Annotated in this window: 20 protein-coding genes and 2 tRNA genes; 13 read left to right on the plus strand and 9 right to left on the minus strand. The window is 54.2% G+C overall.

Annotation, left to right across the window (positions count from 1 at the left end):
• Positions 1-78: 78 nt before the first annotated feature.
• Complete coding sequence (locus Y017_RS08490; protein WP_035460311.1) at positions 79-366, plus strand: hypothetical protein; 288 nt, start codon at positions 79-81, stop codon at positions 364-366.
• An 88-nt stretch (positions 367-454) separates the two neighbouring features.
• Here the strand turns inward: Y017_RS08490 and Y017_RS08495 are convergent, their stop codons facing one another.
• Positions 455-1381 carry an alpha/beta hydrolase gene (locus Y017_RS08495; RefSeq protein WP_035460312.1) on the minus strand — a complete coding sequence of 309 codons (927 nt, stop codon included), beginning with the start codon at positions 1379-1381 and terminating at the stop codon, positions 455-457.
• Positions 1382-1929: 548 nt separating this feature from the next.
• Between Y017_RS08495 and Y017_RS08500 the strand changes: the two genes are divergently transcribed.
• The 7 genes from Y017_RS08500 to Y017_RS08530 all read left to right on the plus strand — a co-directional run bounded on the left by Y017_RS08500 (position 1930) and on the right by Y017_RS08530 (position 12216).
• Positions 1930-3720 carry a M61 family metallopeptidase gene (locus Y017_RS08500; protein WP_035460313.1) on the plus strand — a complete coding sequence of 597 codons (1791 nt, stop codon included), beginning with the start codon at positions 1930-1932 and terminating at the stop codon, positions 3718-3720.
• A gap of 120 nt (positions 3721-3840) precedes the next feature.
• Positions 3841-7791 (plus strand): ATP-dependent RNA helicase HrpA, encoded by a 3951-nt coding sequence (gene hrpA / locus Y017_RS08505; RefSeq protein WP_035460314.1) that lies wholly within the window; start codon positions 3841-3843, stop codon positions 7789-7791.
• Positions 7792-7996: 205 nt separating this feature from the next.
• A complete protein-coding gene (locus Y017_RS08510) occupies positions 7997-9127 on the plus strand; it encodes a beta-ketoacyl-ACP synthase III (RefSeq protein ID WP_011588801.1) in 1131 nt (376 codons plus the stop codon).
• A 155-nt stretch (positions 9128-9282) separates the two neighbouring features.
• Positions 9283-9594 (plus strand): hypothetical protein, encoded by a 312-nt coding sequence (locus Y017_RS08515; RefSeq protein ID WP_035460315.1) that lies wholly within the window; start codon positions 9283-9285, stop codon positions 9592-9594.
• Positions 9595-9606: 12 nt separating this feature from the next.
• Complete coding sequence (locus Y017_RS08520; RefSeq protein WP_035460316.1) at positions 9607-10506, plus strand: DUF692 domain-containing protein; 900 nt, start codon at positions 9607-9609, stop codon at positions 10504-10506.
• Positions 10503-11273, plus strand: coding sequence for a DUF2063 domain-containing protein (locus tag Y017_RS08525; protein WP_011588798.1), 771 nt, complete (start codon positions 10503-10505; stop codon positions 11271-11273). Before Y017_RS08520 ends, Y017_RS08525 begins: the two co-directional genes overlap by 4 nt.
• Positions 11274-11442: 169 nt before the next feature.
• Positions 11443-12216 carry a VacJ family lipoprotein gene (locus Y017_RS08530; protein WP_101235010.1) on the plus strand — a complete coding sequence of 258 codons (774 nt, stop codon included), beginning with the start codon at positions 11443-11445 and terminating at the stop codon, positions 12214-12216.
• A 24-nt stretch (positions 12217-12240) separates the two neighbouring features.
• Here the strand turns inward: Y017_RS08530 and Y017_RS08535 are convergent, their stop codons facing one another.
• The 3 genes from Y017_RS08535 to dusA all read right to left on the minus strand — a co-directional run bounded on the left by Y017_RS08535 (position 12241) and on the right by dusA (position 14847).
• Positions 12241-12684 carry a TerB family tellurite resistance protein gene (locus tag Y017_RS08535; protein ID WP_035460317.1) on the minus strand — a complete coding sequence of 148 codons (444 nt, stop codon included), beginning with the start codon at positions 12682-12684 and terminating at the stop codon, positions 12241-12243.
• Positions 12681-13631: a transaldolase gene (locus Y017_RS08540; RefSeq protein ID WP_011588795.1), complete on the minus strand. Its 951-nt coding sequence runs from the start codon at positions 13629-13631 to the stop codon at positions 12681-12683. The genes Y017_RS08535 and Y017_RS08540 overlap by 4 nt, the downstream gene beginning before the upstream one ends.
• A gap of 169 nt (positions 13632-13800) precedes the next feature.
• On the minus strand, positions 13801-14847 hold the full coding sequence (dusA, locus tag Y017_RS08545; protein WP_011588794.1) for a tRNA dihydrouridine(20/20a) synthase DusA: 1047 nt from the start codon (positions 14845-14847) through the stop codon (positions 13801-13803).
• Positions 14848-15145: 298 nt separating this feature from the next.
• Here dusA and Y017_RS08550 point away from each other — a divergent pair, with 298 nt between their 5' ends.
• Both Y017_RS08550 and Y017_RS08555 read left to right on the plus strand, forming a co-directional pair.
• On the plus strand, positions 15146-16627 hold the full coding sequence (locus Y017_RS08550; protein ID WP_011588793.1) for a SulP family inorganic anion transporter: 1482 nt from the start codon (positions 15146-15148) through the stop codon (positions 16625-16627).
• A gap of 44 nt (positions 16628-16671) precedes the next feature.
• Positions 16672-17511, plus strand: coding sequence for a universal stress protein (locus Y017_RS08555; RefSeq protein ID WP_035460318.1), 840 nt, complete (start codon positions 16672-16674; stop codon positions 17509-17511).
• Between the two features lie 229 nt (positions 17512-17740).
• On the opposite strand, the gene Y017_RS08560 is transcribed toward Y017_RS08555, so the two are convergent.
• Positions 17741-18289 (minus strand): DUF4399 domain-containing protein, encoded by a 549-nt coding sequence (locus tag Y017_RS08560; RefSeq protein ID WP_035460319.1) that lies wholly within the window; start codon positions 18287-18289, stop codon positions 17741-17743.
• A gap of 342 nt (positions 18290-18631) precedes the next feature.
• Between Y017_RS08560 and gltX the strand changes: the two genes are divergently transcribed.
• From gltX to Y017_RS08575, 3 genes are all read left to right on the plus strand, one after another.
• Positions 18632-20116 (plus strand): glutamate--tRNA ligase, encoded by a 1485-nt coding sequence (gene gltX / locus Y017_RS08565; RefSeq protein WP_011588790.1) that lies wholly within the window; start codon positions 18632-18634, stop codon positions 20114-20116.
• A gap of 274 nt (positions 20117-20390) precedes the next feature.
• Positions 20391-20466, plus strand: a tRNA-Ala gene (locus tag Y017_RS08570).
• Positions 20467-20471: 5 nt separating this feature from the next.
• Positions 20472-20547, plus strand: a tRNA-Glu gene (locus tag Y017_RS08575).
• A gap of 151 nt (positions 20548-20698) precedes the next feature.
• Here Y017_RS08575 and Y017_RS08580 read toward each other — a convergent pair.
• The 4 genes from Y017_RS08580 to Y017_RS08595 all read right to left on the minus strand — a co-directional run bounded on the left by Y017_RS08580 (position 20699) and on the right by Y017_RS08595 (position 25437).
• A complete protein-coding gene (locus Y017_RS08580; RefSeq protein WP_051428731.1) occupies positions 20699-22045 on the minus strand; it encodes a PepSY domain-containing protein in 1347 nt (448 codons plus the stop codon).
• Positions 22045-24024, minus strand: a complete 1980-nt coding sequence (locus Y017_RS08585) for a TonB-dependent siderophore receptor (RefSeq protein ID WP_231483459.1) — start codon at positions 24022-24024, stop codon at positions 22045-22047. The genes Y017_RS08580 and Y017_RS08585 overlap by 1 nt, the downstream gene beginning before the upstream one ends.
• A 307-nt stretch (positions 24025-24331) precedes the next feature.
• Complete coding sequence (locus Y017_RS08590) at positions 24332-25039, minus strand: RES family NAD+ phosphorylase (RefSeq protein WP_011588787.1); 708 nt, start codon at positions 25037-25039, stop codon at positions 24332-24334.
• Entirely contained in the window at positions 25030-25437 is a 408-nt protein-coding gene (locus Y017_RS08595) for an MbcA/ParS/Xre antitoxin family protein (protein WP_035460320.1), read from the minus strand. Before Y017_RS08595 ends, Y017_RS08590 begins: the two co-directional genes overlap by 10 nt.
• Positions 25438-25633 lie beyond the last annotated feature (196 nt).

Consider the following 25633-nt stretch of genomic DNA (forward strand, 5'->3'; position numbering starts at 1 on the left):
TTGATTTTACAACGGGGCCATGGAAAAGCTGGAGGAGAGCCCCATTGTATGTGGTACCACTCATTGAAGGAGATTGTGATGGACCGCAACACTTTCATCGAAAAGGTAAAAGGCAAGCTGGACGAGTTGGACAATGAATTTGATCAACTGCAAGTCAAAGCGGACAAAGCAGGTGAAGATGTCCGCCACAAGTGGGAAACTCGCAAGCTGGAATTAAAGGAAAAACGTGAGGAGCTGGCTGCGCGGCTGGAAGAGGTGCGCAACGACAGCAATACCCGTTGGGAAGACGTGAAAGATAGTGTGGAAAAAACTTGGGATAGCACCTTGGATGGTCTGAAAGACATTAAGAACAGCTTATTCAAGTAACGTCAGTGTTTTATAAAAAACCGGGCTTAATGCCCGGTTTTTTTATGTCTGTCTGTAGCTTAGTAGGGTGAATACTACTTGTATCAGATTACTCAGTGCATTCTGCTAGCCAGTCGATAATTGCTTGCTCCACTTCAGCACGACAATGATCGTTAAGAATCTCATGCCGGCCTTCAGGCCAGAAATGGGTCTGGAGCGGCTGTTTCATAGCATGCAGTACTTTCTCTAGCGCCATCATGCCCTTGCCATTATCGCTCATCGGATCTTGCTCGCCGCCGAGTAATAAGACCGGCAGCGTTTCTGGTAGCTCGGACAAGCCGGCAATACTTTGAATGCGGCGCATGGCGGTAACCAGTTGCATCCATGTCTCCGTACTGCAATCGAATCCACAGAGTGGGTCGTCGATATAGCGTTTCACTTCTTCGGGGTTCCCGCTCAGCCAGTCGAACTCGGTAGTGGCTTCTGGTATCCGGGTGGCCCAGGTGCCGAAGGTGAGCTTGCGTATCACCGGGCTGGGATGACGTTTACCCTGACGCATACGTTCGAATCGTACGGGTAGGCCCATCAGGCGATAGTAAGCGCCAGGATGATAATCACTAGCACACAAGACTAGGCCGGCTAAGGTATCCCCAAGCTGCTCTGCCGCGCCCAACGCAACAAATGAGCCCATACTGTGTCCGCCCAGTACTACGGGCAACTGTGGGTGCTTTTCTTTAGCAAGATGAATCACGCTGGCAACATCGTTCATCAGGTGCTGCCAACCGTGCTGGTCACCAATGTGTCCGGCGGGGCAGGTATCACTGATGCTGGCGCCATGGCCACGATGATCAGGGCAATAGAGATGCCAGCCGGCCGCATTCAATATGCTGGCAAGGTTTTGGTAGCGAGCGCCATGTTCCGACATGCCGTGTAGCCAAATTACTGTTCCCTTGCTCGCTTGAGCTTTGCAGGGCCAATAATGGATGGCGATGACATGGTTGTCATCCGTAGTGTGATAGATCATTTGTTCGCTCATAATGTTCTCCGGCTGAGCAAAACCTGCGCTATTGCCGAGGCAAGGTCAAGACATCTCAGCGATGAAGAATCATGATAGCAAGAATAAAAAATCTCCTGATGGTTTTCGTGGTTGGCGTAACGGGGTTAATTGCCTGTTCAACGCATAACGTTATGATTAATCATTGCGCTCGTGCCAAAGATCATTGGGCAGGCGATGTCTGTTGACCAGGCACGGGTCGCGCACAGGTCAATGATAATCAGCTCCGTGATTCGCTGGGGTCATGGGCGCACGCTTACTTTGGTGGCTTAGAATCTCATCTATGAGCCTGATTTTTAACCGTCTTCTCGTTTTCAATCTGTACCGCCTCTCGCTGGAAGGGCTATTATGGTGAGCGAAATCCATCACGATTAATCTTGGTGATCTGTAAGCCATTACAATGGGTGTTGCCAATGACGTTGTGGTACGTATGGTTAAGCATGAGATGAATTGAGTGTGTTTCTCTTTCATCATCGACCGGGGGCCAGAGGCCCCCGGTGCTGTTTCAGGAATTATTGTCAGGAGTTTTCATGATTGAATATCGGATTCGCCCCTTGCGCCCAGAGGCGCATTTGTTCGAAGTTACCCTGACGGTGGCGGAGCCGATGCCAGAAGGGCAGGCCTTTAGCCTGCCCGCTTGGATTCCTGGCAGCTATATGATTCGCGATTTCGCCCGTCACATTGTTCATGTGCAAGCCCGCTGTCATGGCGAAAGCCTGCCAGTGGCCAAGCGAGACAAACAGACCTGGCAGCTGCCTCCCTGCGACGGGCCGGTGCAACTGCAATATCAAGTATATGCGTGGGATCTGTCGGTACGCGGCGCGCACCTGGATACCACCCACGGCTATTTCAATGGTAGCTGTGTTTTTCTCGCGGCCATGGGCCATGAAGATCAACCTTGCCAGGTAGAGATCGAAGCCCCGCAAGGGCATGCCTATACTGGTTGGCAGGTGGCCACCGGGCTGCCGCGTCAGTCCGGTTCCGAGCTGGCTTTCGGCCTGTTTGAGGCCGAAAACTACGATGCCTTGATCGATTACCCAGTAGAAATGGGGCCGTTCGAATACGCCCAGTTTGAGGCTTGCGGAGTGCCTCATTGGGTAGTGTTGGCAGGCCGACACAAGACAGACACAGCACGCTTGTGTCGCGATCTGAAACCGATTTGCGAGCACCACATTCGCATGTTCGGTGAGCCGGCGCCGATGGATCGCTACGTCTTTATGACGCTGGTTACCGGCAATGGCTATGGTGGGCTGGAGCACCGTAACTCCACTAGCCTGATGTGCCCCCGTGATGATTTACCTCGCCGTAGTGATGAACCGGGCAAAGTCCGCGATGGTTATCGCTCGTATTTAGGGTTGTGCAGCCATGAGTATTTTCATACCTGGAACATAAAACGGATAAAACCTGCGGCGTTTACTCCCTTTGATTTGTCACAGGAAGTGCACACAGAATTACTGTGGGCCTTTGAAGGGATTACCAGTTACTACGATGATCTGTCTTTGACGCGAACTGGGCTGGTCTCGCCACAAAGCTACCTGGAGCTGTTAGGGCAGACACTGACTCGGGTTTACCGCGGTCAGGGGCGTCACAGACAAACGGTGACCGAGTCCAGTTTTGATGCCTGGACTCGCTTCTACAAACAGGACGAAAACGCCCCGAACGCCATTGTCAGCTATTACACCAAGGGCTCATTGGTGGCGCTGGCGCTGGATTTGACCCTGCGTAATCTGACCGGCGAGCAGACATCGTTGGACGACCTGATGCGCGTGTTGTGGCAGCGCTACGGTCAGACCGGTGAAGGCGTCCCTGAGCAGGGAATCCAGCCACTTGCTGAAGAAATCGCCGGCACCGACATGAGCGATTTTTTCGATCTGGCGCTGTACAGCACTGAGGACCTGCCGTTAGCTGAACTGTTGGCCGAGCGTGGCGTGGAGCTACACTGGCGCAGTGCCGCGGGGCATGCTGATAACGGTGGCAAGCCGGGTAAAGAGGGGGTCCCTCATCTGGGCGTTCGGCTGGTGCCCGATGTGATGGGCGCGAAGATTGCGGTGGCTTTTGAACAAGGTGCTGCCATGGCAGCCGGGTTATCTGCCGGTGATGTGATTATTGCCGTGGATGGTCTGCAGGCGACCACTCAAAATATCGATGATTTACTGTCATGTTTCCTGCCTGGAGAATCTTTGGAAATTCATGCTTTCCGCCGTGACGAGTTAATGCGATTTAAGGTTCAGGTGGAAACCTCCGAGCCCAGTACGGCCTTTTTGGCCATTGCTAAAGGCGGGTTGACTGAGAAAGGTCGTAGGTGGCTTCACGCACAATAGCAGCATGAACATCCATTTTTTATCTGTAGGAGCGCGGCTCTCGAGGCGCGAACGTTGTCAGGAGAAAGTTTTCTCCTCTGGTTTGTCGCTCCAGAAGCGCTCTCGCACAGCGGTATTTAAATGACCGACACCCTGAAATCGCTTTACGAGCAACTCGACAAAGTACGCCGGGCTGACCGTTTTCGTCTTAAAAAACGCCTTGATGGCCTGGCACGCCTGCCTGCCAAGAAACGCAATGACAAGGCGGTGGATAAAGTCGCCACGGCTATCGCCAGTTCTGTGGCTGGCCGCGAACAACGGTTGGCCTCGGTGCCCGCTCTTGAGTGGCCGGATTTGCCGGTGGTGGCCAGCCGCGATGAGATAAAGCAAGCGATTAACGATCATCAAGTGGTGGTAATTGCCGGGGAAACCGGGTCCGGTAAAACCACCCAGCTTCCCAAGATTTGTTTGGAGCTGGGCCGGGGTATCGAAGGCACCATTGGGCATACCCAGCCTCGTCGACTGGCCGCGAGGGCGGTGGCCAGCCGGGTGGCTGAAGAATTGCATAGCCCACTGGGTAGCACGGTGGGTTTCAAGGTGCGCTTTTCTGAACAGGTGGGCGAGCATTCGTTAATCAAGGTGCTAACCGATGGCATGCTGCTCAATGAAATTCAGCAAGATCGGTTTTTGAATCAGTACGATACGCTGATTATTGATGAAGCCCATGAACGTAGCCTGAATATCGACTTCTTGTTGGGTTACCTCAAGCAGTTACTACCGCGCCGGCCTGATCTGAAAGTCATTATTACCTCGGCCACCATCGACCATCAGCGCTTTGCTGAACACTTTGGGGGCGCCCCGGTGCTGGAAGTGTCCGGTCGAACCTTTCCGGTGGAAATGCGCTATCGGCCACCAGCGGAAGGGCAGGAGCTGTCTCGCCAGATTGAAGACGTTCTGTTGGAAATTCAACGAGAAGAGCGCAGTGAAGGTTTGCCGATGGCTCGGGACGTGCTGGTGTTTCTGGCCGGCGAACGGGACATTCGTGATGTCCATCATCACCTGAAACGCTGCGCCACCCATGGCTCCAGCTTGCGTGATATGGAAATTTTGCCGCTCTATGCTCGTCTTAGCCAGGCTGAGCAGCACCGCATATTCTCAGCACATCGTGGTCGCCGCGTGGTACTCAGTACCAATGTGGCAGAAACGTCGTTAACGGTACCGGGCATTCGCTATGTGATTGATGCAGGCACCGCCCGTATCAGCCGCTATAGCGTGCATTCTAAGGTGCAGCGTTTGCCTGTGGAGCCGGTGAGCCAGGCCAGTGCCAACCAGCGGGCAGGGCGAAGTGGGCGGGTGATGCCCGGCATTTGTTTCCGTTTGTATGATGAGGACGATTTTCTTAATCGCCCGGCGTTCACCGACCCGGAAATTCAGCGTACCAATCTCGGTGCTGTCATTCTGCAAATGTCAGATCTTCGATTGGGCAAGGTGGAAGACTTTCCCTTTATTGAGCCACCGGACGGTCGTTTGGTTCGGGACGGTTATCGGTTGCTGGATGAACTCGGTGCGCTAACGGAAAAGCAGACGTTGACCGCCCTGGGCCGACAACTGGCCCGCTTCCCACTGGACCCGACACTGGGCCGAATGCTGGTGGCGGCAGCAGAGAAGAACGTGCTGCGTGAAGCTCTGATTGTAGTTTCAGCACTGGCGACTCAAGACCCCCGCGAGCGGCCTCACGATAAACAGCAGCAGGCGGATCAAGCCCACCAGCCATTTACCGAGAAGGAATCGGATTTTCTGTTCTTCGTGAAGCTGTGGCAGTGGGCGGATGCACAGCGAGAAGCCCTGAGCCGTAACCAATACGAAAAGCTGCTCAAGAAAACCTTCCTGTCTCCCACGCGTATGCGCGAATGGCGTGATACCCATCGCCAACTTTTGTTGCTGGCCAAAGAGCAAGGCTGGACGCTTAATGTGCCGATTGATTCAGGTTTATCGTTAACCGAGCCGGATAATGCAAACAATAAAAGCGCGGCCAAAGCATCTCCGTCACCGCTATATGCGCCGTTGCACAAGGCGTTGCTGACTGGCTTGTTGGCCAATGTTATGCAGCGCACCGAAGAGGGCGAGTGGCTTTCAACCCGTAACCGTAAACCGTTGGTGTGGCCGGGGTCGGCGTTATCGAGAACCAAGGCACGCTGGCTGATGGCTGCAGAGCAGGTGGAAACCAGCCGCTTATTTGCGCGGACGGTAGCAAAAATCGATCCGCTGTGGGTTGAGGAGGCCGCCGGGCATTTGCTCAAACGTCACTATTTCGAACCGCATTGGTCGAAAAAGCGCGGCTGCGCCATGGCCAAGGAGCAGGTCAATCTTTTCGGTCTGATTTTGGCCAGTGGGCGGGGCGTAAATTACGGGCCGATTCAGCCGGTGGAATCCCGGGAGCTGATGATTCGTGAAGGCCTGGTCATGGGGCACCTGCATCGTGAGCCACCGTTTGTGAAAGCAAACCGAGAGCGCTTTGAAACCCTGGAAGACATGGAGCATAAACTTCGTCGCAGGGACATTCTCGTGGATGAAGAGGCAAGGGTGGCGTTCTACGATGCGCGCTTGCCCGGCGATATTCATACCGTGGCCGGGCTGATGAATTGGTATAACAAGCGTGCGACTGCAGAGCAGAAAGAGGCCTTGTTCATGGACGATGGTTTTCTGCTCTCCCGTAGCCCGGATTTGGGCAATGATCAGTTCCCTGATCAACTCAAGCTCGATGGACTTCGTCTGCCGTTGGAATACAGTTTCGACCCGACCGGCGAGCGGGATGGGGTCACTCTGATTGTGCCGCTGGCGGCGTTGAATCAGATATCAGAATCTCGCCTGGATTGGTTGGTGCCTGGTTTGCTGCGTGAAAAGCTGGAGGCCTTGATTCGTGCCTTGCCAAAAGCACGGCGCCGGCATTTTGTCCCAGTACCGGATTATGTCAGTGCCTTGATGGAAACTCTGTCGCCGGATGAGCCGTTGCTTCCGGCCATGACCCGCGAGCTGCAACGCATGAGCGGTCTGCGCATCGAACAAGAGGAGTGGCAGACCGCTAACCTGGCCGACCATCTGCGTATGTTTATTCAGGTGGTGGACCGTGTAGATGGTCACCGCAAGGTGCTGGCTCAAGGGCGTAACCTGGGGGAGGTGAAAGATCGCCTGGTCAGTGTCACCCGAGACTTGCCCAAACCCAAACAAGAGACACCGGCAGTGCGTGGCCAGGAATGGTTGTTTGGGGATATTCCAGAGAGTCAGGAGCAGGATTTGGGCGGCATGACGGTGCGACGTTTCCCGGCCCTTGTCGATACCGGCAATGACGTGGAGCAGCAGTTTCTTGATGACGAAGCCGATGCAGCGTGGGCGCATCGTTGGGGCACAGCTCGCCTCCTGGGGTTCAAATTGACCGTGCAGCTACGAGACCTGCGTAAGCAGGCTGCGCAAATGGCGGGGTTTCAAAAGCTGAAAACCGAGAAGGGAGTCATGGCGCGTCAGGCACTGGATCACGCCTTGCTACGCGTGTTGGCTGAGCATTTTCAGCTACACGAGCCGGTGCGCAGTGAGGCCGCGTTCCGGGATCGGCTCAACGACCATCGTGGTGACTTTGTGCCTTGGGCGCAGCAACAATTGAGCATTATGGGTAAACTCTTCGCCCATTACCGGCAGCTGATGGGCAAGTTAGAAAAGAATTTTCCATTGGCCTGGGCCCATGCTCATCGGGATATTAAACAGCAACTGGCCTGCCTGTTTCCCGATGATGTATTGCTGCAAATGCCGTGGGAGTGGCTGCAGGAATACCCCCGGTTACTGGCGGCGATTGATCACCGCCTGGAAAAACTGGGGGGGCAAATAGGCAAGGATCGCACCCTCAGTGCTGAACTGGAGGCGTATAGTAAACAACACGAGACCCGTGCCGCTGGCGTTCCGCTCTGGAAGCAGTCTGAGCCTCTTCAACAGTATTTCTGGATGTTACAGGAATACCGGGTCAGCCTCTTTGCGCAACAGCTGGGCACCAAGCTATCAGTGTCGGCGAAGCGGCTGAATAAACAGTGGGAGCTATGCTGAACGGGGTTAATATGCGCTGAACGTGATCCACGGTGGCGTTCTTATGCTGTAAAGGAAGGCGCTACGCGCCGCGTAACGACCGTAACAACCAATAAAATGGGCCCTACTGCCTTTGCGCCGCGCCCGTTGAACCCGGATAATCGATCCATTATTTAATGTGCTGTAGCAGGGCAGCTGGCCCTGCAATTAGTGTGAGGACTTGCTTGTGAGCTATTCCGTGGTAATCAGTGGTACCGGCCTGTGGACGCCGGACCAGACCATCACTAACGATGAGTTGGTGGAATCCTTCAACGAATATGTGAAGCGCTATAATGCCCGCAACGCACAAGCTATCGAAGCGGGTGAATTGGAAGCTTTGGGCCCATCCAATAGTGCTTTCATTGAAAAAGCCTCCGGGATTAAACAACGCTATGTGATTGACAAAACGGGTGTCCTCGACCCTGATCGCCTCGCTCCCCGAATAGACGAGCGCACCGATGATGAGGTGTCTATTCAGGCTGAAATCGCTGTTACCGCCGCCAAGCAGGCGCTAGACAATGCGGGCCTAAAAGCCAACGATTTAGATGCGGTGCTGGTTGCTTGTTCTAACATGCAGCGTCCCTACCCAGCCATGGCCGTGGAGGTGCAGGCGGCTTTGGGCATGGATCACGGTTGGGGCTACGATATGAACGTGGCGTGTTCCAGTGCCACTTTCGGTATTCAGGCGGGGGTAGATGCCATCCGTAATGGTAGCGCCCGGCGGGTACTTATGGTGAACCCGGAAATCTGTTCTGCTCACTTGGCCTGGGAAGACCGTGACTGCCACTTCATTTTTGGAGATGTGGCCACTGCGGTGATTCTTGAGCGCAAGGAAGATGCTGTATCCAGTAATCAATGGGAAATTTTGGGTACCCGCCTGCAGACCAAATTTTCCAGCAACATTCGTAATAATTTTGGTTTTTTGAATCGAACCGATGAACGCGGCGTCGGTGCCCGTGACAAACTGTTCCGCCAAGAAGGGCGAAAGGTGTTCAGGGAGGTCTGCCCGATGGTTGCGGAACAGATCAGTTCTCACCTGAAAGATACCCAAATTCCGGTAGAGTCTGTTAACCGAATGTGGCTACACCAGGCCAACTTGGCAATGAACGAGTTGATTTCTAAGCGTGTGCTGGGGCGTCCAGCCACTCGCGAAGAAGCACCGGTGATTTTGGATGCTTATGCCAATACCAGTTCGGCAGGTTCTATTATCGCTTTCCACAAGCACAATGAAGATTTGCCGGTGGACACCAAAGGGGTGATCTGTTCTTTCGGGGCCGGTTACTCTATAGGCAGTGTGATTGTGAATCGTATTAAATAAGCGTTACGCGATTTACTTTTTCCTCAAAAAGGCCGCATTTTGTGGCCTTTTGTTTTTTAGTCCTGCAGCCGTAACGTTTACCTCACGTCAGCATCCCTATAGTGTCTGGGTCAGGGCGTTTTTGATTCCTTAATGAATAAATACGGAGAATGAACATGGCTAAGTTGAGAAAATTAAACCCCCTTGCTGCTACCGTTGGTGCTGCTGTTGTTGCGTCTGCATTGTCTGCACCCGTTGCCCACGCAGCGGAAAACCCGTTTGCGGCTGCTGACCTGAGTGCCGGTTATCAGCTAGCGGCCCATCACGCTGAAGGTAAGTGTGGTGAGGGTAAGTGCGGTGAAGACAAGAAAGCTGAAGGAAACTGCGGTGAGAAGGGGGCTGAAGGTAAATGTGGCGAAGATAAAAAGGGCGAAGATAAGAAAGGCGAAGGAAAATGTGGTGAGGGTAAATGCGGCGGTGATGCATAAAGGCACCCGACTATGAAAGTTGAGACACCAGTGTCCGGTGTGGGCCTGGGTCTTCGGCGGGCCCTTATGGGCCCGCTTTCACAGGCTCATGATTACGCACCAGAGAGCATTCCGTTCGATTTTATGGAAGTGGCCCCAGAGAACTGGATCCCCATGGGCGGTCGACTGGGTAAAGAGTTCCGTGCTTTTACCGAGCGCTATCCTTTTGTTGCTCACGGGCTGAGTCTGTCACTGGGTGGGCCAGAGCCCCTGGATTTTGAATTATTGAAATCGGTGAAGTCGTTTCTTAAACAACACAACATTCGCCGCTATACAGAACACTTGAGTTACTGCAGTGACCACGGTCATCTCTATGATTTGATGCCTATCCCCTTTACGCAGGAGGCGGTGTATTACGTGGCGGATCGTATTCGTCAGGTTCAAGACTTCCTTGAACAACCTATTGGTATTGAACATGTCAGTTATTATGCCCAGTTAGGAAATGCGGCTCTGGGCGCACAGATGTCTGAAATCGATTTTGTGAATGCGGTATTGAAAGAAGCAAACTGTGAACTGCTGTTGGATGTGAATAATGCCTATGTGAATGGTATTAATCATGGCTACGATCCTCTTGATTTCATTTCCGCCTTGCCGGGTGAACGGATTTGTTATCTGCACATCGCCGGTCATTTTGATGAAGCAGAAGACTTGAAAGTGGATACTCATGGTAGTGATGTGATTGATCCTGTTTGGGCGCTTCTTGATCATGCTTACCAGACATTTGGCTCGCTCCCTACATTGTTGGAGAGAGACTTTAATATTCCGGACAATGCGACCTTGTTTGCTGAGCTTCGCAAGATCGGTGGTTACCAGCAGCTTTATCCCAGCGCAGCGATCAAGTCAGTGGATTGGCAAAAGCCTGCGCAACCATGAAAGACAAAAATTTCCAGAGACTACAGCGTGAATTGGCCGCGCACTTACGTAACCCGAACAGGCACCCTGCGCCTGCGGGTATTGAAGATCGACGTTTGGATATTTACCGCAACCTATTTTTCAATAATGTGAATGGCTTTCTGCGCCAAGGGTTCCCGGTATTACACAGTTTGCTAGATGACGAGCGTTGGCTGCGGTTGGCTCGGTCTTTTTTTGAAAATCACACCAGCAAGACCCCGTATTTCCTGCAGATTCCTCAAGAGTTTGTCAGTTTTCTGGCGAGCGGGCAGGGCAGCGAGCCCGGTGACCCCGTTTTTATGTTGGAGCTAGCCCACTACGAGTGGATGGAGCTGGTGCTTGATGCTTCCACCGAGACATTCCCAGACACCGAATTTTACCCCGAGGGAGATCTCCTCCAAGCGATCCTGCAGCTTAGTCCCTTACATGAGATATTGAGTTACCCGTTCCCTGTACACCAAATCTGCGCTGATTTTCAGCCACAGCACGCGCTTGAACAGCCGGTCTGGCTATTGGTTTATCGTGACCGGAAAGATGACGTTCGCTTTATGGAAATCAACGCGCCAACGGCGAGACTCTTGCAGTTGATTAATGAGTATCCTGAGGATACCGGTAAAGTGGCAGTGGCGCGCCTTGCCGAAGAAATGCAGTTTGCGGATGTGGCGGCCTTGGAGGTGTTTGCCCGTGATATTCTGCAACAAATGTGCGAGAGGGATATCCTTATAGGAGCTTCATCGAGTCGCCAGTAAAGGGGCCGCTGATGGCGGCTTTTACGGTGCTGAATCAGCCGGCATTACAGGGCTGAGCAAGGATAAGTGTGTAAAATCTGTCGATGTTCAGTAACCCTTTTTCAGGGCCTCTGTTTTGAGCTGCAGGGCACGGCTATACTACGGTAGTCCACTACTTTTTGGGGTGTTTGTGCGTTATCTATTGCTGAGCCTGCTGCTGTGTCTGCCATTGGCTGTTCAGGCGGAAGAAGACTGGGGAGATGGCTCCACCGCATTCGACTCGCCGGATAGCAAGCCCAATTATGAAGACCCTTGGGAAGACATCAATCGCAAGATTTTTGCCTTCAATGAAGCCTTGGATAAATATGGCCTGAAACCCGTCGCCAAAGGTTATAAGAGGGTCACGCCACAGTGGATGAACGACACTATTACCCGCTTCTATGAGAATCTTCGTGATTTCCGTAGCGGCTTGAATAATGTGTTGCAGTGGCGCTGGGGGCACGTGGGACAGAACTGGGGGCGGTTTGCGGTTAATACTACGCTGGGTATTGGTGGTTTGTTTGATGTGGCCAGCAAGGTCGATTTGGAGAAGCACAATAGCGACTTGGGGCTGACGTTAGCACACTGGGGAGTGCCAGAAGGCCCTTATATGGTGTTACCGTTCTTTGGGCCGTCCACAGGGCGGGACACTGCGGCCATCTTGCCGGAAGATTACATGCGCTTGCGACACTACATTTCCCACGATCGCACACGCTACAGTTTCACCGCGGCATATGTGGTGGATTTAAGAGCGGATTTGCTGGATCTGGAACGCAATATTGTTGGCGATCGTTATACCTTTTTGCGCAATGCGTACCTGCAACGTCGGCGCTTCGAAAGCGGTGATCGGCCGTCATTACGATTCCCTGAGATTGAGACCCGTGATTCAGAACTCAATGATGAGTATGAGGAGGACGGCTGGTAGAGGCTTGCCAGCCGCCTGTGCAGATCAAGCCTCGATACGGGTGGCTTTGAATTTTGCGCGAATATAATCTCCGTGGGAGACATAGAGCAGATCGCTAACCCGGCGGATCAAGTGCTCCTCGTGAACATCGGCCTTGCCGTCGGCAGCGGCCATGGCCCACATTTCATCGATCAGCGCTACTCGTTGTTCTGGCCCCCAGTGTTCACGTAGCGGCAGAGTGAACTCAAATAGATCGGTGGCTTGATCTACCCGGTTTTCCAGCTCAGAGACGATATCCTGCATTTCTTGGCTATCCAGCTGCCAGCGTTGTTTGACCGCGATGACCAGACGTTGGGTTTCTGCCTGGTCCACGGTGCCATCGGTGCGCGCTACCTCCAATAGCAAGGCGGCAGCAGCGCGGTGCAAGTCGTGTTCGGAATACTTTGGTGTGTCGCTTTCGGGGCGAAACAATCGGTTCAGCCAGTTCAAATGACCCCCTCTTCAATGAGTAAGGTTTCCAGCGCGTGCTGGTCTTTAGCAAAACGGCGGATTCCGTCGGCGAGCAAGTCGCTGGCCATGGCATCGTCGTTGAGCTGCCAGCGAAATGCGGCTTCGTTCACCGGTACCCAGTCGTCCTGTGGGGCTACCAGTTCGGAGTCCAGTATGCGTTTGAGACCGCCGTTATCCGCTGCTAGTTCCTCAAGTAGGGAAGGGCTGAGTGTAAGCTTGTCGCAGCCGGCCAAGGCTTCGATTTGCCCAGCGTTGCGAAAGCTAGCGCCCATAACAATAGTATCCAGGCCACGTGCCTTGAAGGTTGAGAAAATATCTCGCACCGAGAGCACGCCGGGATCTTGTTCAGGGGTGTCGATGACCATGCCGTTTTTGCGGTGCCAGTCGAAAATGCGGCCCACGAAAGGAGAGATTAGTGTGGCGCCAGCTTCGGCTGCTGCCAGTGCCTGGGTTTGGTTGAAGACCAGTGTCACATTACAGCGGATGCCTTCTTCTTCCAGAATCTCAACGGCACGAACCCCTTCCCAGCTGGCGGCGACCTTGATCAGGATGCGACTTGGGTCCACGTTGAGCTCGCGGTAAATCGCGATCAAACGACGCCCTTTTTCCACGGTGGCGCGGGTATCAAAAGAAAGGCGAGCGTCCACTTCACTGGAGACAAGACCCGGCACGCGTTCCAAAATGGCCTGACCGGCCAAGCAGGCATAAGTATCGGTGAGCCAGTCCATTTCACCTTGATGGCCCAAGGCGCGGCTGAGGTCGGCGGCCTGCTGCAACAGGTCACGGTAACGTTCGTCACGGGCGGCAGCGAGTAGCAGGGAAGGGTTGGTGGTGGCGTCTTCGGGCTGTAGTTGGGCGATCATTTCCAAATCGCCGGTGTCAGCAACTAACGAGGTCCATTGAGCGAGTTGTTCGCGTTTGTTCACGGTTTCGTTCCTTTCAGTGTCATGACGGGCGACAGGGTAGAGGCCAATGATGACAGGGAGTTTTCTGTGCCGTAGCGGGCAGCGTTTGAGCCGGGAACCGTTCTAGAAAAGTGTTCGCAGTCCGTTCGTGCTTAAATGCTGTTCTACGGGGATAAAGCGTACTGACAGGCTAAGGCAGTTGCGACAAGGCGTCCATGAGCACTTGCGGGGTTGTGCCTGGCTTGTGCATGTTTTCGCTGAGATGACGGCGGAAACGGCGCGCGCCGGGTTGGCCCTGAAACAGATTGAGGATATGCCGCAGTGAGTGCTTGGGCGCATGGCCAAGCGCATAGCGCCGCTCCACATAAGGTAGAAACTGCTCAGCAATAGTCTGGCGGCTGGGGATGGCGTGATCGTCGCCAAACACAACCCGGTCGGCCTCGGCTAGAAAATAGGGGTTTTGGTAGGCCTCGCGACCAATCATCACGCCATCCACTTCACCCATGTGTTCGTGTACTTCATTCAGGGTCTTTACGCCACCGTTGAGTATGATTTCGATATGTGGGAAAGCGTGTTTGATGGCATAGGCACGTTGGTAGATTAACGGCGGAATATCTCTGTTTTCTTTGGGCGAGAGGCCGCTAAGAATTGCTTTGCGGGCATGGATAGTCAGGCTAGTGCAGCCTGAGGCTTCCATGCGATCAACAAAGCGGTAGAGAAAATCATAATCATCCTGGTCATCGATACCGATACGGGTCTTCACCGTAACCGGCACAGTAACCTCCGCCTGCATGGCCTCTACACAGCGTGCTACCAGCTCAGGTTCTGCCATAAGAATGGCCCCGATCTTGCCTTGCTGAACCCGGTCTGACGGACACCCCACATTCAGATTGATCTCGTCATAGCCGTAATCCCCGGCAATGCGCGTGGCTTGGGCTAATTGTTGTGGGTCGCTGCCTCCTAGTTGCAGGGCGACGGGGTGCTCTTCGTCGTTGAAATCTAAAAACCGGTCACGGTCACCGTGTAAAATAGCTTGGGCCACCACCATTTCGGTGTAGAGCAACGTATGGCGAGTGATCAGTCGGGCCAGAAAGCGGTAGTCGCGGGTTGTCCAGTCCATCATCGGGGCGACGCTGAGGCGGCGGTCCAATGGCTGGTGCGGTAGCTGAGTGGAGAGTGGGTTGCTCATTAACACGGTGTCGAACGGGTGATTGGGGTTTGCGGCGTGCGGGGGCAAACGAGAGTCCCTATTGTCGCATGTTGCGCGGGTGGCGCGTAGGGGGAAGAGTGGCAGCGCTGTTGCGCGGCAACCGAATAGCCGCTGCCTGTAATTACGGTAGCCGTTCTGTTAGAATCCGCGCCTTTATTTATTATACCGGTGTCTATGATGACCCAAACACGGCTGAGTCCGCCCTAGCAGGCTGTCGATCCCTCCCATGGCTTTGCCGTACGGTGCCTGTCGGTGCCGTTCTCCGTTTTTTACTGCTGCCGCTGCGCAGCGATGGTTTGTTATCTCCAAACACAGGATTGAATCCATGCTTCGAACGATTCAGCAGGACTGGTTCAGTAACGTCCGTGGTGACTTGCTGGCAGGGGCGGTTGTGGCGCTTGCGTTGATTCCGGAGGCGATTGCCTTCTCCATCATAGCCGGCGTGGATCCGAAAGTGGGCTTGTATGCCTCTTTTTGTATCGCAGTGGTGATCGCCTTCGTTGGTGGCCGCCCAGGGATGATCTCTGCGGCCACCGGTGCCATGGCGCTGGTAATGGTGACATTGGTCAAAGACCACGGGCTGCAATACCTGTTGGCGGCTACGGTACTGACCGGGGGGCTGCAGATCATTGCCGGTTTTCTGAAACTGGGGAACCTGATGCGGTTTGTCTCGCGTTCAGTGGTGACCGGTTTTGTGAATGCGCTGGCCATCTTGATCTTCATGGCGCAACTGCCAGAGCTGGTCGATGTGACTTGGCACGTTTATGCCATGGTGGCTGCGGGGCTGGGTATCATTTATTTACTGCCGTTGCTGACCACTGCGGTGCCCTCACCGTTGGTTTGTATCGTTGTGATTACCGGTGTGGCCATGTGGCTGGGGATGGACGTGCCCACTGTGGGTGACAAGGGCGACTTGCCCGATAGCTTGCCCATGTTCCTGCTGCCGGATATTCCGCTGAATCTGGACACCTTGAAAATTATTCTACCGTACTCGCTGGCATTGGCGGTGGTGGGGCTGCTGGAATCGATGATGACCGCCACTATTGTCGATGATCTGACCGACACGGATAGCGACAAGAACCGTGAGTGCAAAGGACAGGGCGTGGCTAATATCGCTTCCGGTTTTCTTGGCGGCATGGCCGGTTGCGCCATGATTGGCCAGTCTGTGATTAACGTGAAATCTGGTGGTCGCAAGCGCCTGTCTACTTTGTTTGCCGGTTGCTTCTTGCTGGTGTTGGTGGTGTTCCTGGGTAAGTGGGTGTCTCAGATTCCCATGGCCGCGCTGGTGGCGGTGATGATCATGGTATCTATTGGTACATTCAGCTGGGAGTCCATCACTAATATGGCAAAACACCCTGCCAGTAGTTCGGTGGTTATGCTGGCCACAGTGATTACTACCGTGGCGACGCATAATTTGGCCATTGGTGTAGGGGTCGGGGTGGTGCTGAGCGCGCTGTTCTATGCCAATAAAGTGGGTCGTATCTTCTACGTGAAAGCCACGCAAAGCCCTGAAGATGGGCATCGAGTTTACGATGTAGTGGGGCAGGTATTTTTCACCTCAGCAGATCAGTTCATCGCTGCGTTTGACTTCAAGGAAGCCATCGATAAAGTCACTATTGATGTTCACCGTGCGCACTTCTGGGACATTACCGCCATTGGCGCCCTGGATAAGGTGGTGATTAAGTTCCGCCGCGAAGGTACAGAAGTGGATCTTGTTGGACTTAATGAAGCCAGCGCGACTCTGGTGGACAAGTTCGGTGTGCATGACAAGCCCGCTGCTGTTGAAAAAATGATGGGTGGCCACTAAGCGTCGCAAACAATTGCCGCATTAAGCGACATAGGAGAACAACAATGACTAACGTCATCGCCTGTATCGACGGCTCTAACGCTGCCTCGGTGGTTTGTGATTATGCTGCCTGGGCCTCACAGCGCTTGGGTGCGCCGCTGACCTTGCTGCACGTGCTGGACCATTCCCGCTACCCGGTGAGTGCTGATTTCAGTGGCAATCTTGCCTTGGGTGGTCGCGAACATTTGATGGAAGAGTTGGCGGACCTGGATGCCAAGCGTAATCGTTTGGCGTTGGAGCAAGGGAAGATAATGCTGGACGCGGCCTGCCAACGGGCCATCGCAAATGGCGTCACTGAGCCTCAGCAACGTCAGCGTCACGGTGATCTGGTGGATACCTTGGCTGAGCTTGAAGGCGATATGCGTTTGCTGGTTATTGGTAAGCAGGGCGAAGAACACGACGGTATCGGCGCTCAGGTGGGTGACAACGTGGAGCGTGTTATTCGCGCTCTGCAGCGCCCTATTCTCGTGACCGCCGGTGAGTTTCGTGCGCCGAAAACCATCATGCTGGCATTCGATGGTAGTGCCACCTCACGTAAGGGCGTAGGCATTTTGGCCGGTAGCCCTTTATTTCAAGGGCTGGATTGCCATTTGGTGACCGTTGGCAACAACAATGAAGGCTTGGATGCAGCGGCGCGACAGCTTGAGCAGTCCGGACACAACGTGCACACGGCTATCCTTGAGGGTGAGGTGGAGCCGGCTCTGCACCAGTACCAGCAAAGCCATAGCGTGGATCTGGTGGTGATGGGGGCCTACGGCCATTCCCGCATCCGTGAATTTTTTGTGGGCAGCACCACCAACAAGATGATTCGTGAGGCTAAAGTGCCGCACTTGTTGCTGCGCTAAGAGGTAAACCCCGCAGCACGCAGCACGCTGCACGCCAAAAATAAGGCGGAGATGCTTAGTGGTATTTCCGCCTTTTGCGCATCACAGCGCAATGACCTGATGTTCTCTACGACCTATCAATGCGCCATAAAAAACGCGGGCCTGTCTTTGCCAATCGGCAAAGACAGGCCCGCGTTTCTGGGTGGGGTGTTGTGTGGAATAGTGCGAAGCGTATGTTTTACTGCGCTTTTTATTCCACTGTAATGGTGATTTTTTCTGATGTGACCGGTGGCTGGTGGGGAACGTGGCGGTAATCGCCGAGTAGTAGCTGCAGGGTATGGGTGCCCGGTTCCAGTTCCAGCTCAGTTTCAGTTTGGCCCTTGCCAAAATGCACTACCTGGTCGTTGGCGGGCAGCGGCATGTCCATGTTCGGCATGGTATCCAAGTCGATGAGTAGGTGGTGGTGGCCACTGTTCTTTTGCTCGTTGCCAGCCGGTGCCACCTCCATGCCTTCCAAGCCAAAGACAACCTTCACGGGGCTGCTGACCGTCGCGCCATTGGTGGGACTGACAATTTCAGCAGCGGCGCCTTCCGGGGCCGGGCTGCGTACGATGCCGGTGGCGGCGGGCTTGGTGGCGCTGTCATCGGTGTTCATGTGATTGCTGTGATCGGCGGCGGCAGGAGCGTCTGCAGCAGGCGCTGCGGCCTCTTTGCCGTCGCTGTTGTCGGAGCATGCCTGTAGCAAGCCTGTGCTAGCAATCACCGCGACGAGTAGGGAGCGTTGGAACGGAATACGCATGGTCTTTTCCTTGATCAGTTGAATCCAATGAAGACCTGCTGCCGTGTCTGAGAATGTTGCAGCAGAGTGAACCGGAGTCATGTGGTCATTATAACCATAGCAGAAACCCTTGGCTTGATGTCTAGCGGCTTGTTGAAAAGCCCTCCAAGTTTACAGGTTCATTATTGCCCTTTTTGATGGCTGGACATGGGCCTTCAAAAGAGCGCCCTCTGACCCCCGAATAGGGTATAGATTGCGAACCGGGCTGAAAGCAAAAGTACGCAATGGGCTTTTTGACAGTCTGCTACATGGCAGCGGCTTTGACAGGTATAATCCGCGCCAGTTTGCACTACTGGAGTCAGTATGACTGTTCGTACTCGCGTTGCCCCGTCGCCCACCGGCGATCCCCACGTCGGCACGGCTTATATCGCTTTGTTCAACCGTTGCTTTGCGCAACAACACGGTGGCCAGTTCATTCTGCGCATCGAAGACACGGATCAGACCCGTTCCACTGATCAGTCCGAACAGATGATCCTCGATTCACTGAAGTGGCTGGGGTTGACCTGGGATGAGGGCCCGGACGTGGGCGGACCCCACGGGCCTTACCGCCAAAGTGAGCGCAAGGGCATTTACCGCCAGTACGCGGAACAGTTAATTGAAAAAGGCCATGCGTTCAAGTGCTACCGCACCAGCGAAGAGCTGGATGCATTGCGTGCCGGATTGAAAGAAAGCGGCGAAAATCGTGCGCTTAAACCTTCCGATCTGGAACTACCTGCGGATGAGCAGGCCAAGCGCGAGGCTGATGGCGCACCGTACGTGATCCGTATGCGTGTGCCTACGGAGGGTCGCTGTGAAATTCATGACATGTTGCGCGGACCAGTAGAGCTTGACTGGGCATTAGTGGATGCACAGATTTTGTTAAAATCCGATGGCATGCCCACTTACCACCTGGCCAATATCGTGGATGATCACCTGATGGAGATCACCCACGTTATCCGTGGTGAGGAGTGGCTCAACTCCGCACCCAAGCACAAGCTGCTATATGAATATTTTGGTTGGGAAATGCCGGTGCTGTGCCATATGCCGCTGCTGCGTAATCCGGATAAATCCAAGCTCAGCAAACGCAAAAACCCCACCAGTATCTTGTTCTATCAGCGTATGGGTTACTTGCCAGAAGCGTTGGTGAATTACCTGGGGCGCATGGGCTGGTCCATGCCGGACGAGAGCGAAAAGTTCTCCCTGACTCAGATGCAGGAGGCCTTCGACATTCAGCGTGTGTCCCTCGGTGGGCCGGTTTTCGATGTGGAGAAACTGAGCTGGTTGAACGGTCAGTGGTTGCGTGAACAGAGTGATGAGCAGTTCCTGGACTCGCTGCTCGATTGGGCTTTCAACCGCGATTACGCCATGAAGATAATTCCTCACTTGCGCCAGCGAGTGGAGACGTTGTCGGAAGTGGCGGACAAGGCGGCGTTCTGCTTTAACGGCATGCCTGCTATCTCTGAGGCCAGCTTCGAGCACAAGCAGTACAGTGCGGATGACATCAAGGTATGGCTCCAGTATTTGCTGTGGACTTACGAAGCGCGTAACGACTGGAATCGAGAGGGTTTGTTTGCCGATGCCAAGGCGATTGCCGATGCGCTGGAAGTGAAGATAAAGGATTTCTTGTTCCCGGTGTTTATTGCCATTGCCGGCACCAGTGCCAGCTTTTCGGTGGTGGACTCTATGGAAATCATCGGCTCGGATATCAGCCGTGCACGAATTCGCCATGCCATTGAGGTGCTGGGGGGCGTGTCCAAGAAGCAGATGAAGAAACTGGAGAAGGCATACCGCGATTTGCCGGTGGGTTGATTTGAAAAACACAGGCCGGGCGTTCTGTAACTTGGCAAGCCTTGCTTGTGTTTTGGCGTGAATCGCGGCGACAACGCTATGGTTTTTCATTGTGATCGCCGCGTGTAAAGGTAGAACCTGTAACTGGTTTCGCCCAGTTTTTCAGCAACTTGTTCACGATGTAGCCAAATTGACTTCATTCTGAAAAAAACCGCCGGCTGGCGCTTGACAGGGTAGGGGTGGCCGGTAGAATACGCCGCACCAACCGGGATGCACTTTGTCTCGTTTGTGTACTGGGGCTATAGCTCAGCTGGGAGAGCGCAACACTGGCAGTGTTGAGGTCAGCGGTTCGATCCCGCTTAGCTCCACCAAACACGTCCCCTTCGTCTAGTGGCCCAGGACACCGCCCTTTCACGGCGGTAACAGGGGTTCGACTCCCCTAGGGGACGCCAAATAGAAAAGCCTCACTCGAAAGAGTGGGGCTTTTTTATTGCCTGTCTCCCCAGGTTAGTGGCGAGTTAAGGGCTGCTGCGGTCATTTCGGATCCGAAGTCGCAGTGAATGCCCTATTTAGCTTATTACCTGCCGTAAAGCGTCGTTATCTTCATTGGGAGCGTATTGCCTGCCAGCTCATATCCACGGTTAGAACGATGATGAAACTGATCCCGGCTAAAGGAAATAACAGCATCAGGATGGCGGTAATCATTGCCAGGTTTCGTTTCTTTCCTGCTGCCAGTTTCTTGGGGGCTCCCAGGCTCCCTTGCGGCCGTCGTTTCCACCACAGCTTTAGCCCGCTAACAACCAAGATAATGATGGCCAGGCAGGGGAACAACATGAGCAATTGGTTGGCCCGGCCAAAATAATTACCCATGTGCAATGCCACTCCCCATTCCACGATTTTGGCGATGGCGCCGTAGTCATCGAAACCGGCTTTGCCAATAAGTGTTCCGTTATGGGCATCAATATGAAAGGTTTGCTGGCCCTCTGGCTGCGCGGGATAAGTGTAAGCGCTGTAGATGTCTCCGGGTTCTTGGGGCAAGGAGAGTCTGTAGCCCAGAGCAACGCCTTGCTCAACCAGGATTTGATGGACCTGGTTTACGCTGATATTGGAAGCGCCATGGTGGCCGTGAGGGACTGGGGCTGCGTTGAGTGTCCAGGGGGCCTCTCCGTGGGTGTCGACAAGAGTTTTACTGTCGTCGCTGCCATGGTGGCGAAGAAAAGTGGGATAGCCCATTCCCAGTGCATTACTCACGGGGGTGAGAAATTGACCGCCCCAGAGGTTGGCCCAGGGTAAGCCGGTGATGATCAGAAACAGGATCAGGACCGCAGAATACAGGCCGGTGAGGCGGTGCAGTTCCCGCCACAGTTTACGTCCACGTTGTTGGAGGTTTGGGCTGAATCGATGCCGTTGGTCTGTCCGTTTTCGAGGCCACCACAGGTACAAGCCGGTAATGACCAGTACGAATGCCCAGCAAGCGACGAGTTCAACAATGGCATCACCGGTATTACCTAGCAGCAATGAGCCGTGAGCTACATCGGAGAAGCCGACAAGAGTACTGGTGTAGACGTAGCTACCTAGCACAGCGGCATTGCCCGGGTCGACGAAAACACGGCGATCTGGGCCTTGGGCCGGGCTGATGTATATCTGGGCGGTACGCCCGGGTTCGGTGGGCATGTCGATGCGGTTGAGCGTTGCCGCTGGATAGGCGTGTTGAACGGCCTCCAGCAGTGCACCAGGTGCTTGAACCTGGTTGCCGGTGGGAGCGAAGCGAAGGTCCGGGTGTAGTAGGTCGTTAATTTCGTCATTAAACAGGTAAATAGCCCCGGTAATGGCGAGAATTAACAAAAACGGGGCGGTGATCAGCCCCGCGTAAAAATGCCAGCGCCAAACGGCTGCATACAGGCGATTGTCCCGTGGCGTTTGTGAGGTTTGCGAATGGGAGGGCGACATCAAAAGTGTCCAGTCCAGCCCAATTCAACCGTGCGAGGAGCACCGACATAAACCTGGGTGGCACTGTAGCCGGACCAGTCTGCGTAAAATTCATCGGTCAGGTTTCGGCCTCGCAGGGTCAGAGTGCCTTTGCCTAATGGGTGGCTGACCCAAGCGTCGAGCAGGGTGCGGCTAGCGACTTTGTAGTCGTTACTGCTGCTGGTATAGAAATCCCCCGTGTGGCGGATGGCTCCGCCAACGGTGAGTGATACAGGGCTAAATGTGTAGGCGCTGGTGGCGGCATAGGTGTCATCGGGCACATTGGTAGGGCGATTGCCGGTGAGATCGTTGCCGCTACCGTCGGTGAGGTCGGTGTATTTTGCGTCTACATGGGCGGCGCTCAGGCGTAACCACCACTGGGGCAATAATTGCAAGGTGAGGTCCAGCTCGCCCCCCTCTGAGCGTTGGCTGCCGCCCTGAACGGTTAGGGCTGGGTTGCTTGGGTCGCGTGTGAGTATGTCATCCTGATCAATACGGTAAACGGCGGCGGTGAGGGTGGCACGGCGATCCCAGAAATTTGTCCTCACCCCGGCTTCCATGGAGCGTCCTTCAGACAGATCAAAACCCGCACGGGATTGACTGCTCAATACCAATGAGGTGATGGGAGTGGCAGCACGGTTATATTGAGCGAACAGTTGAGTGTTGTTGTTCAGGTCGTAAATGGTGCCCAGGCGCCAGGAAAATGACTCGTAGGTCTGGCCAAAATCGGTGCGGGTATTGGTGATCAGGTCATCAATGCGGCGATCCAAGTCTGAATAGTCATACCGAGCTCCACCTACCAGCAACCAGTTGGGGGTCAGATTAAGTGCGTCTTCTAAAAAAACACCTTGGGTGGTAACTGTGCTGTCGTAATTTACGCGGTAGGGATAATTGCTGGCATTATCGCTTGGCAGTTCACCACGGTTTGGATTAAACGGATCCACGGAGGTAGTAGTGCCGAAGCGCCGTTCGGAAAAGAAATCGGTATAGCGGAAATCGACACCGGCAGTGAAGCGGTGGCGCCGCTCGCCAAGTTTGCCATCATAGACGGCGAAAAAACGCTCGGAAGCAGACTTCTGGCGATGAGTGATAATGGTGGTCAGGCGATCCAGTTGGCCGGTGCCGGTGTTATAGGTGAAATCTTCGGAGTTGGCCCAATTGCGGTCAGCGTTGTAGAAGCCCAATTCATTGGCTAACTTCCAGTTCTCATTGAGCTGATAATCCACGCGAGCTCGGAACCACTGGCTGTCCGATTCCATGATGCCGTTTTCTACATTGTAATTGTTGTCGCGGATGGATTCGTCCAGCACTAGGCCACCAGAAACCACATCACTTGGGTCATGGGCGACGGAGGCGGGGAGTAATGGAGCGCCTTGGTAGGGGGTGCTGTATTTGTCACTGTATAAATCAAGATCAAACGACAGGGTAAGTTTGTCTGTGGGGGTCAACAACAGGCTGGTGGTAAAAGCATCTGTGCGACTATTGGTGTCATCCACGAAACCGTCGCTTTCATCGTGGCTGAAGTCCGCACGCAGGGCAGCGGTGTCAGTGAGTACTTTATTGATGCCTAGACCTAGATTAACCGTATCGTTGCTGCCATAGCTGAGCATGCCATCGTAGGCGTCGGCGCTAACATCTGGGCGCTTGGTGATCAGATTGATACTGCCTGCTAAGGCTCCGGTACCGTTCAATACGGAGGCCGGGCCTTTGAGAATTTCTACTCGCTCCAGGTTCCAGGTATTCATGTTGCGTGACATCAGGCCTGGATCCACGGCGCGGGTACCGTTAAACAAATAACCCACATCGGTGAAGCCGCGCATGCTGACAGAGGCTGGTGAGCCAGGGATGTTGCCCGCACTGACGCCGGGAGCATTGCGGTATAGCTCAATCAGGTTTCGCAGCCCTTCCTGTTCAATTTCATCACGGCCAATGATATCCACTGTGGCGGGGGTTTCACGCATGCTCAGCCCCAGTCGGCTGGCGGTGGCGGCTTCTGGAAGTGGGTCAGTGTTTTGGTCAGGGACGGAGGCATTCACGGAAACAGTGTCCAGTTGGTTGCTTTCGTCGGCTATAGCAAGGGAGGTTGCGCTACAGGCGAGTCCTAGCCTCAGGGGGCGTAAAAAACGCAGAGCTGAGTGTGATGCTGGACGTGAGAGGGGATCTAAACATGATTTTCCCGAACCGAATTCAATTAGGCTCGCAGCATAGACATGTGTCAGGGAAGAGGGATGCGGCATATTGCCGCAGAAGGTGCGCGACGGCAGTGTTTCAGTTAAAGCCGCGAATGGTAAGCGTGTGGGCGATTGTTTCGCCGTCCCAAATATATTCGTAGTGAGCACAGGGAGTAATACTGGCGATGACTTGAGGGGTTAGCAGGGCATAACAATAACGCCCGACGGCGCGGACAGATTCGTAATGGATGCCGTTGCGCTGTTGTTCGCGTAATTGCCGACCAAGCTGATGCGCGGCGGTGTAGTCATCGGCTGCGTGCCACTGAGGGTGGTGATCAGCCGGGGTGATGTCTACGAGGGTGGCGGTGAAGTGTACCTTCAGGCCGCGCATCACAATGCGGTCATACTTGAGCCCATCGACTTGCTGAAAATAACGCTGTTGGTGATAGCGGGTCTCTGCAATGGCGGTTGCCATGCGGTCGGCGCAATAGAATACCCCGAAATGGCCATCAGAAAAGCGCGACCCTGCTGGATTGACATGCACAAAGGGCCCCAAGGCGTAGTTGCAGCCGGGAATGCCCCATGGGCGCTGCTCCGGGGGGACCCGATTCAGATCGCCGATATCATTTTGTAGGCGCGGGTTGGTCAGCGCCTGCACGGCGTACAGTGCATCAAAATCCGCCTGGTCGGCCACGTCATCGAAGATCGCGATAGGGGGATATTTTCCGTTGACCAAGCGGTAAGCCGTTTGCTCGGATAAGGATGTGTGCGGCAGTGTATCCGCCCCCTGTGTTTTTAACCCCATTGACCGCCTCGAAGGGTATCGAGCTGGCGGTGCACTTCATAAAGGCTGGCAACCCGGCCGTTGCTCATGATGTCCATAGGGGTGAGGCCATTGAAAAAGGGGTTATGGTTTGCCATGCGGATAAAGCCATACACATTCTCTTTATTGCCAAACAAGGTCCGTAGCGCTTGGTGGATGTTCAGCAGATAGCTGAGGCGTTCCAATAGATCCTGCCCGACCCGGGCGCTTTCTGGTTGGTTCTGGTACTTGTGTAGGGTGGAGCGCCCCACACCCAATAGCGCCATTTTTTCCTTTTCACTGCACTGCCAGTGTTCCAGTAGTCTAAGCACAGCACGTAGAGCTGCGTGGCGTGCGCCGTCGTCCAGAGCTTGTGGGATATAGGCTGTTGCGGGTTCCATGATTGTCTCCTATTAGGATTAATAGTGAACCATGTGTTAATAATTGTCTATATATAGACATAGTGAAGGCCTAATGATACAGGGTCGCAGCTAGGCGTCAGCTTCAGCGCAAAGGTAAGAAAGTGTCATATTTCTGAACGTACGGCGGCCACAGGAGTCACTGTCGGGAGTCGTGGCATTTGCGACACCCAACGGT

This window comes from Alcanivorax sp. 97CO-5 (assembly GCF_000524665.1).
Taxonomy (GTDB): domain Bacteria; phylum Pseudomonadota; class Gammaproteobacteria; order Pseudomonadales; family Alcanivoracaceae; genus Alcanivorax; species Alcanivorax borkumensis.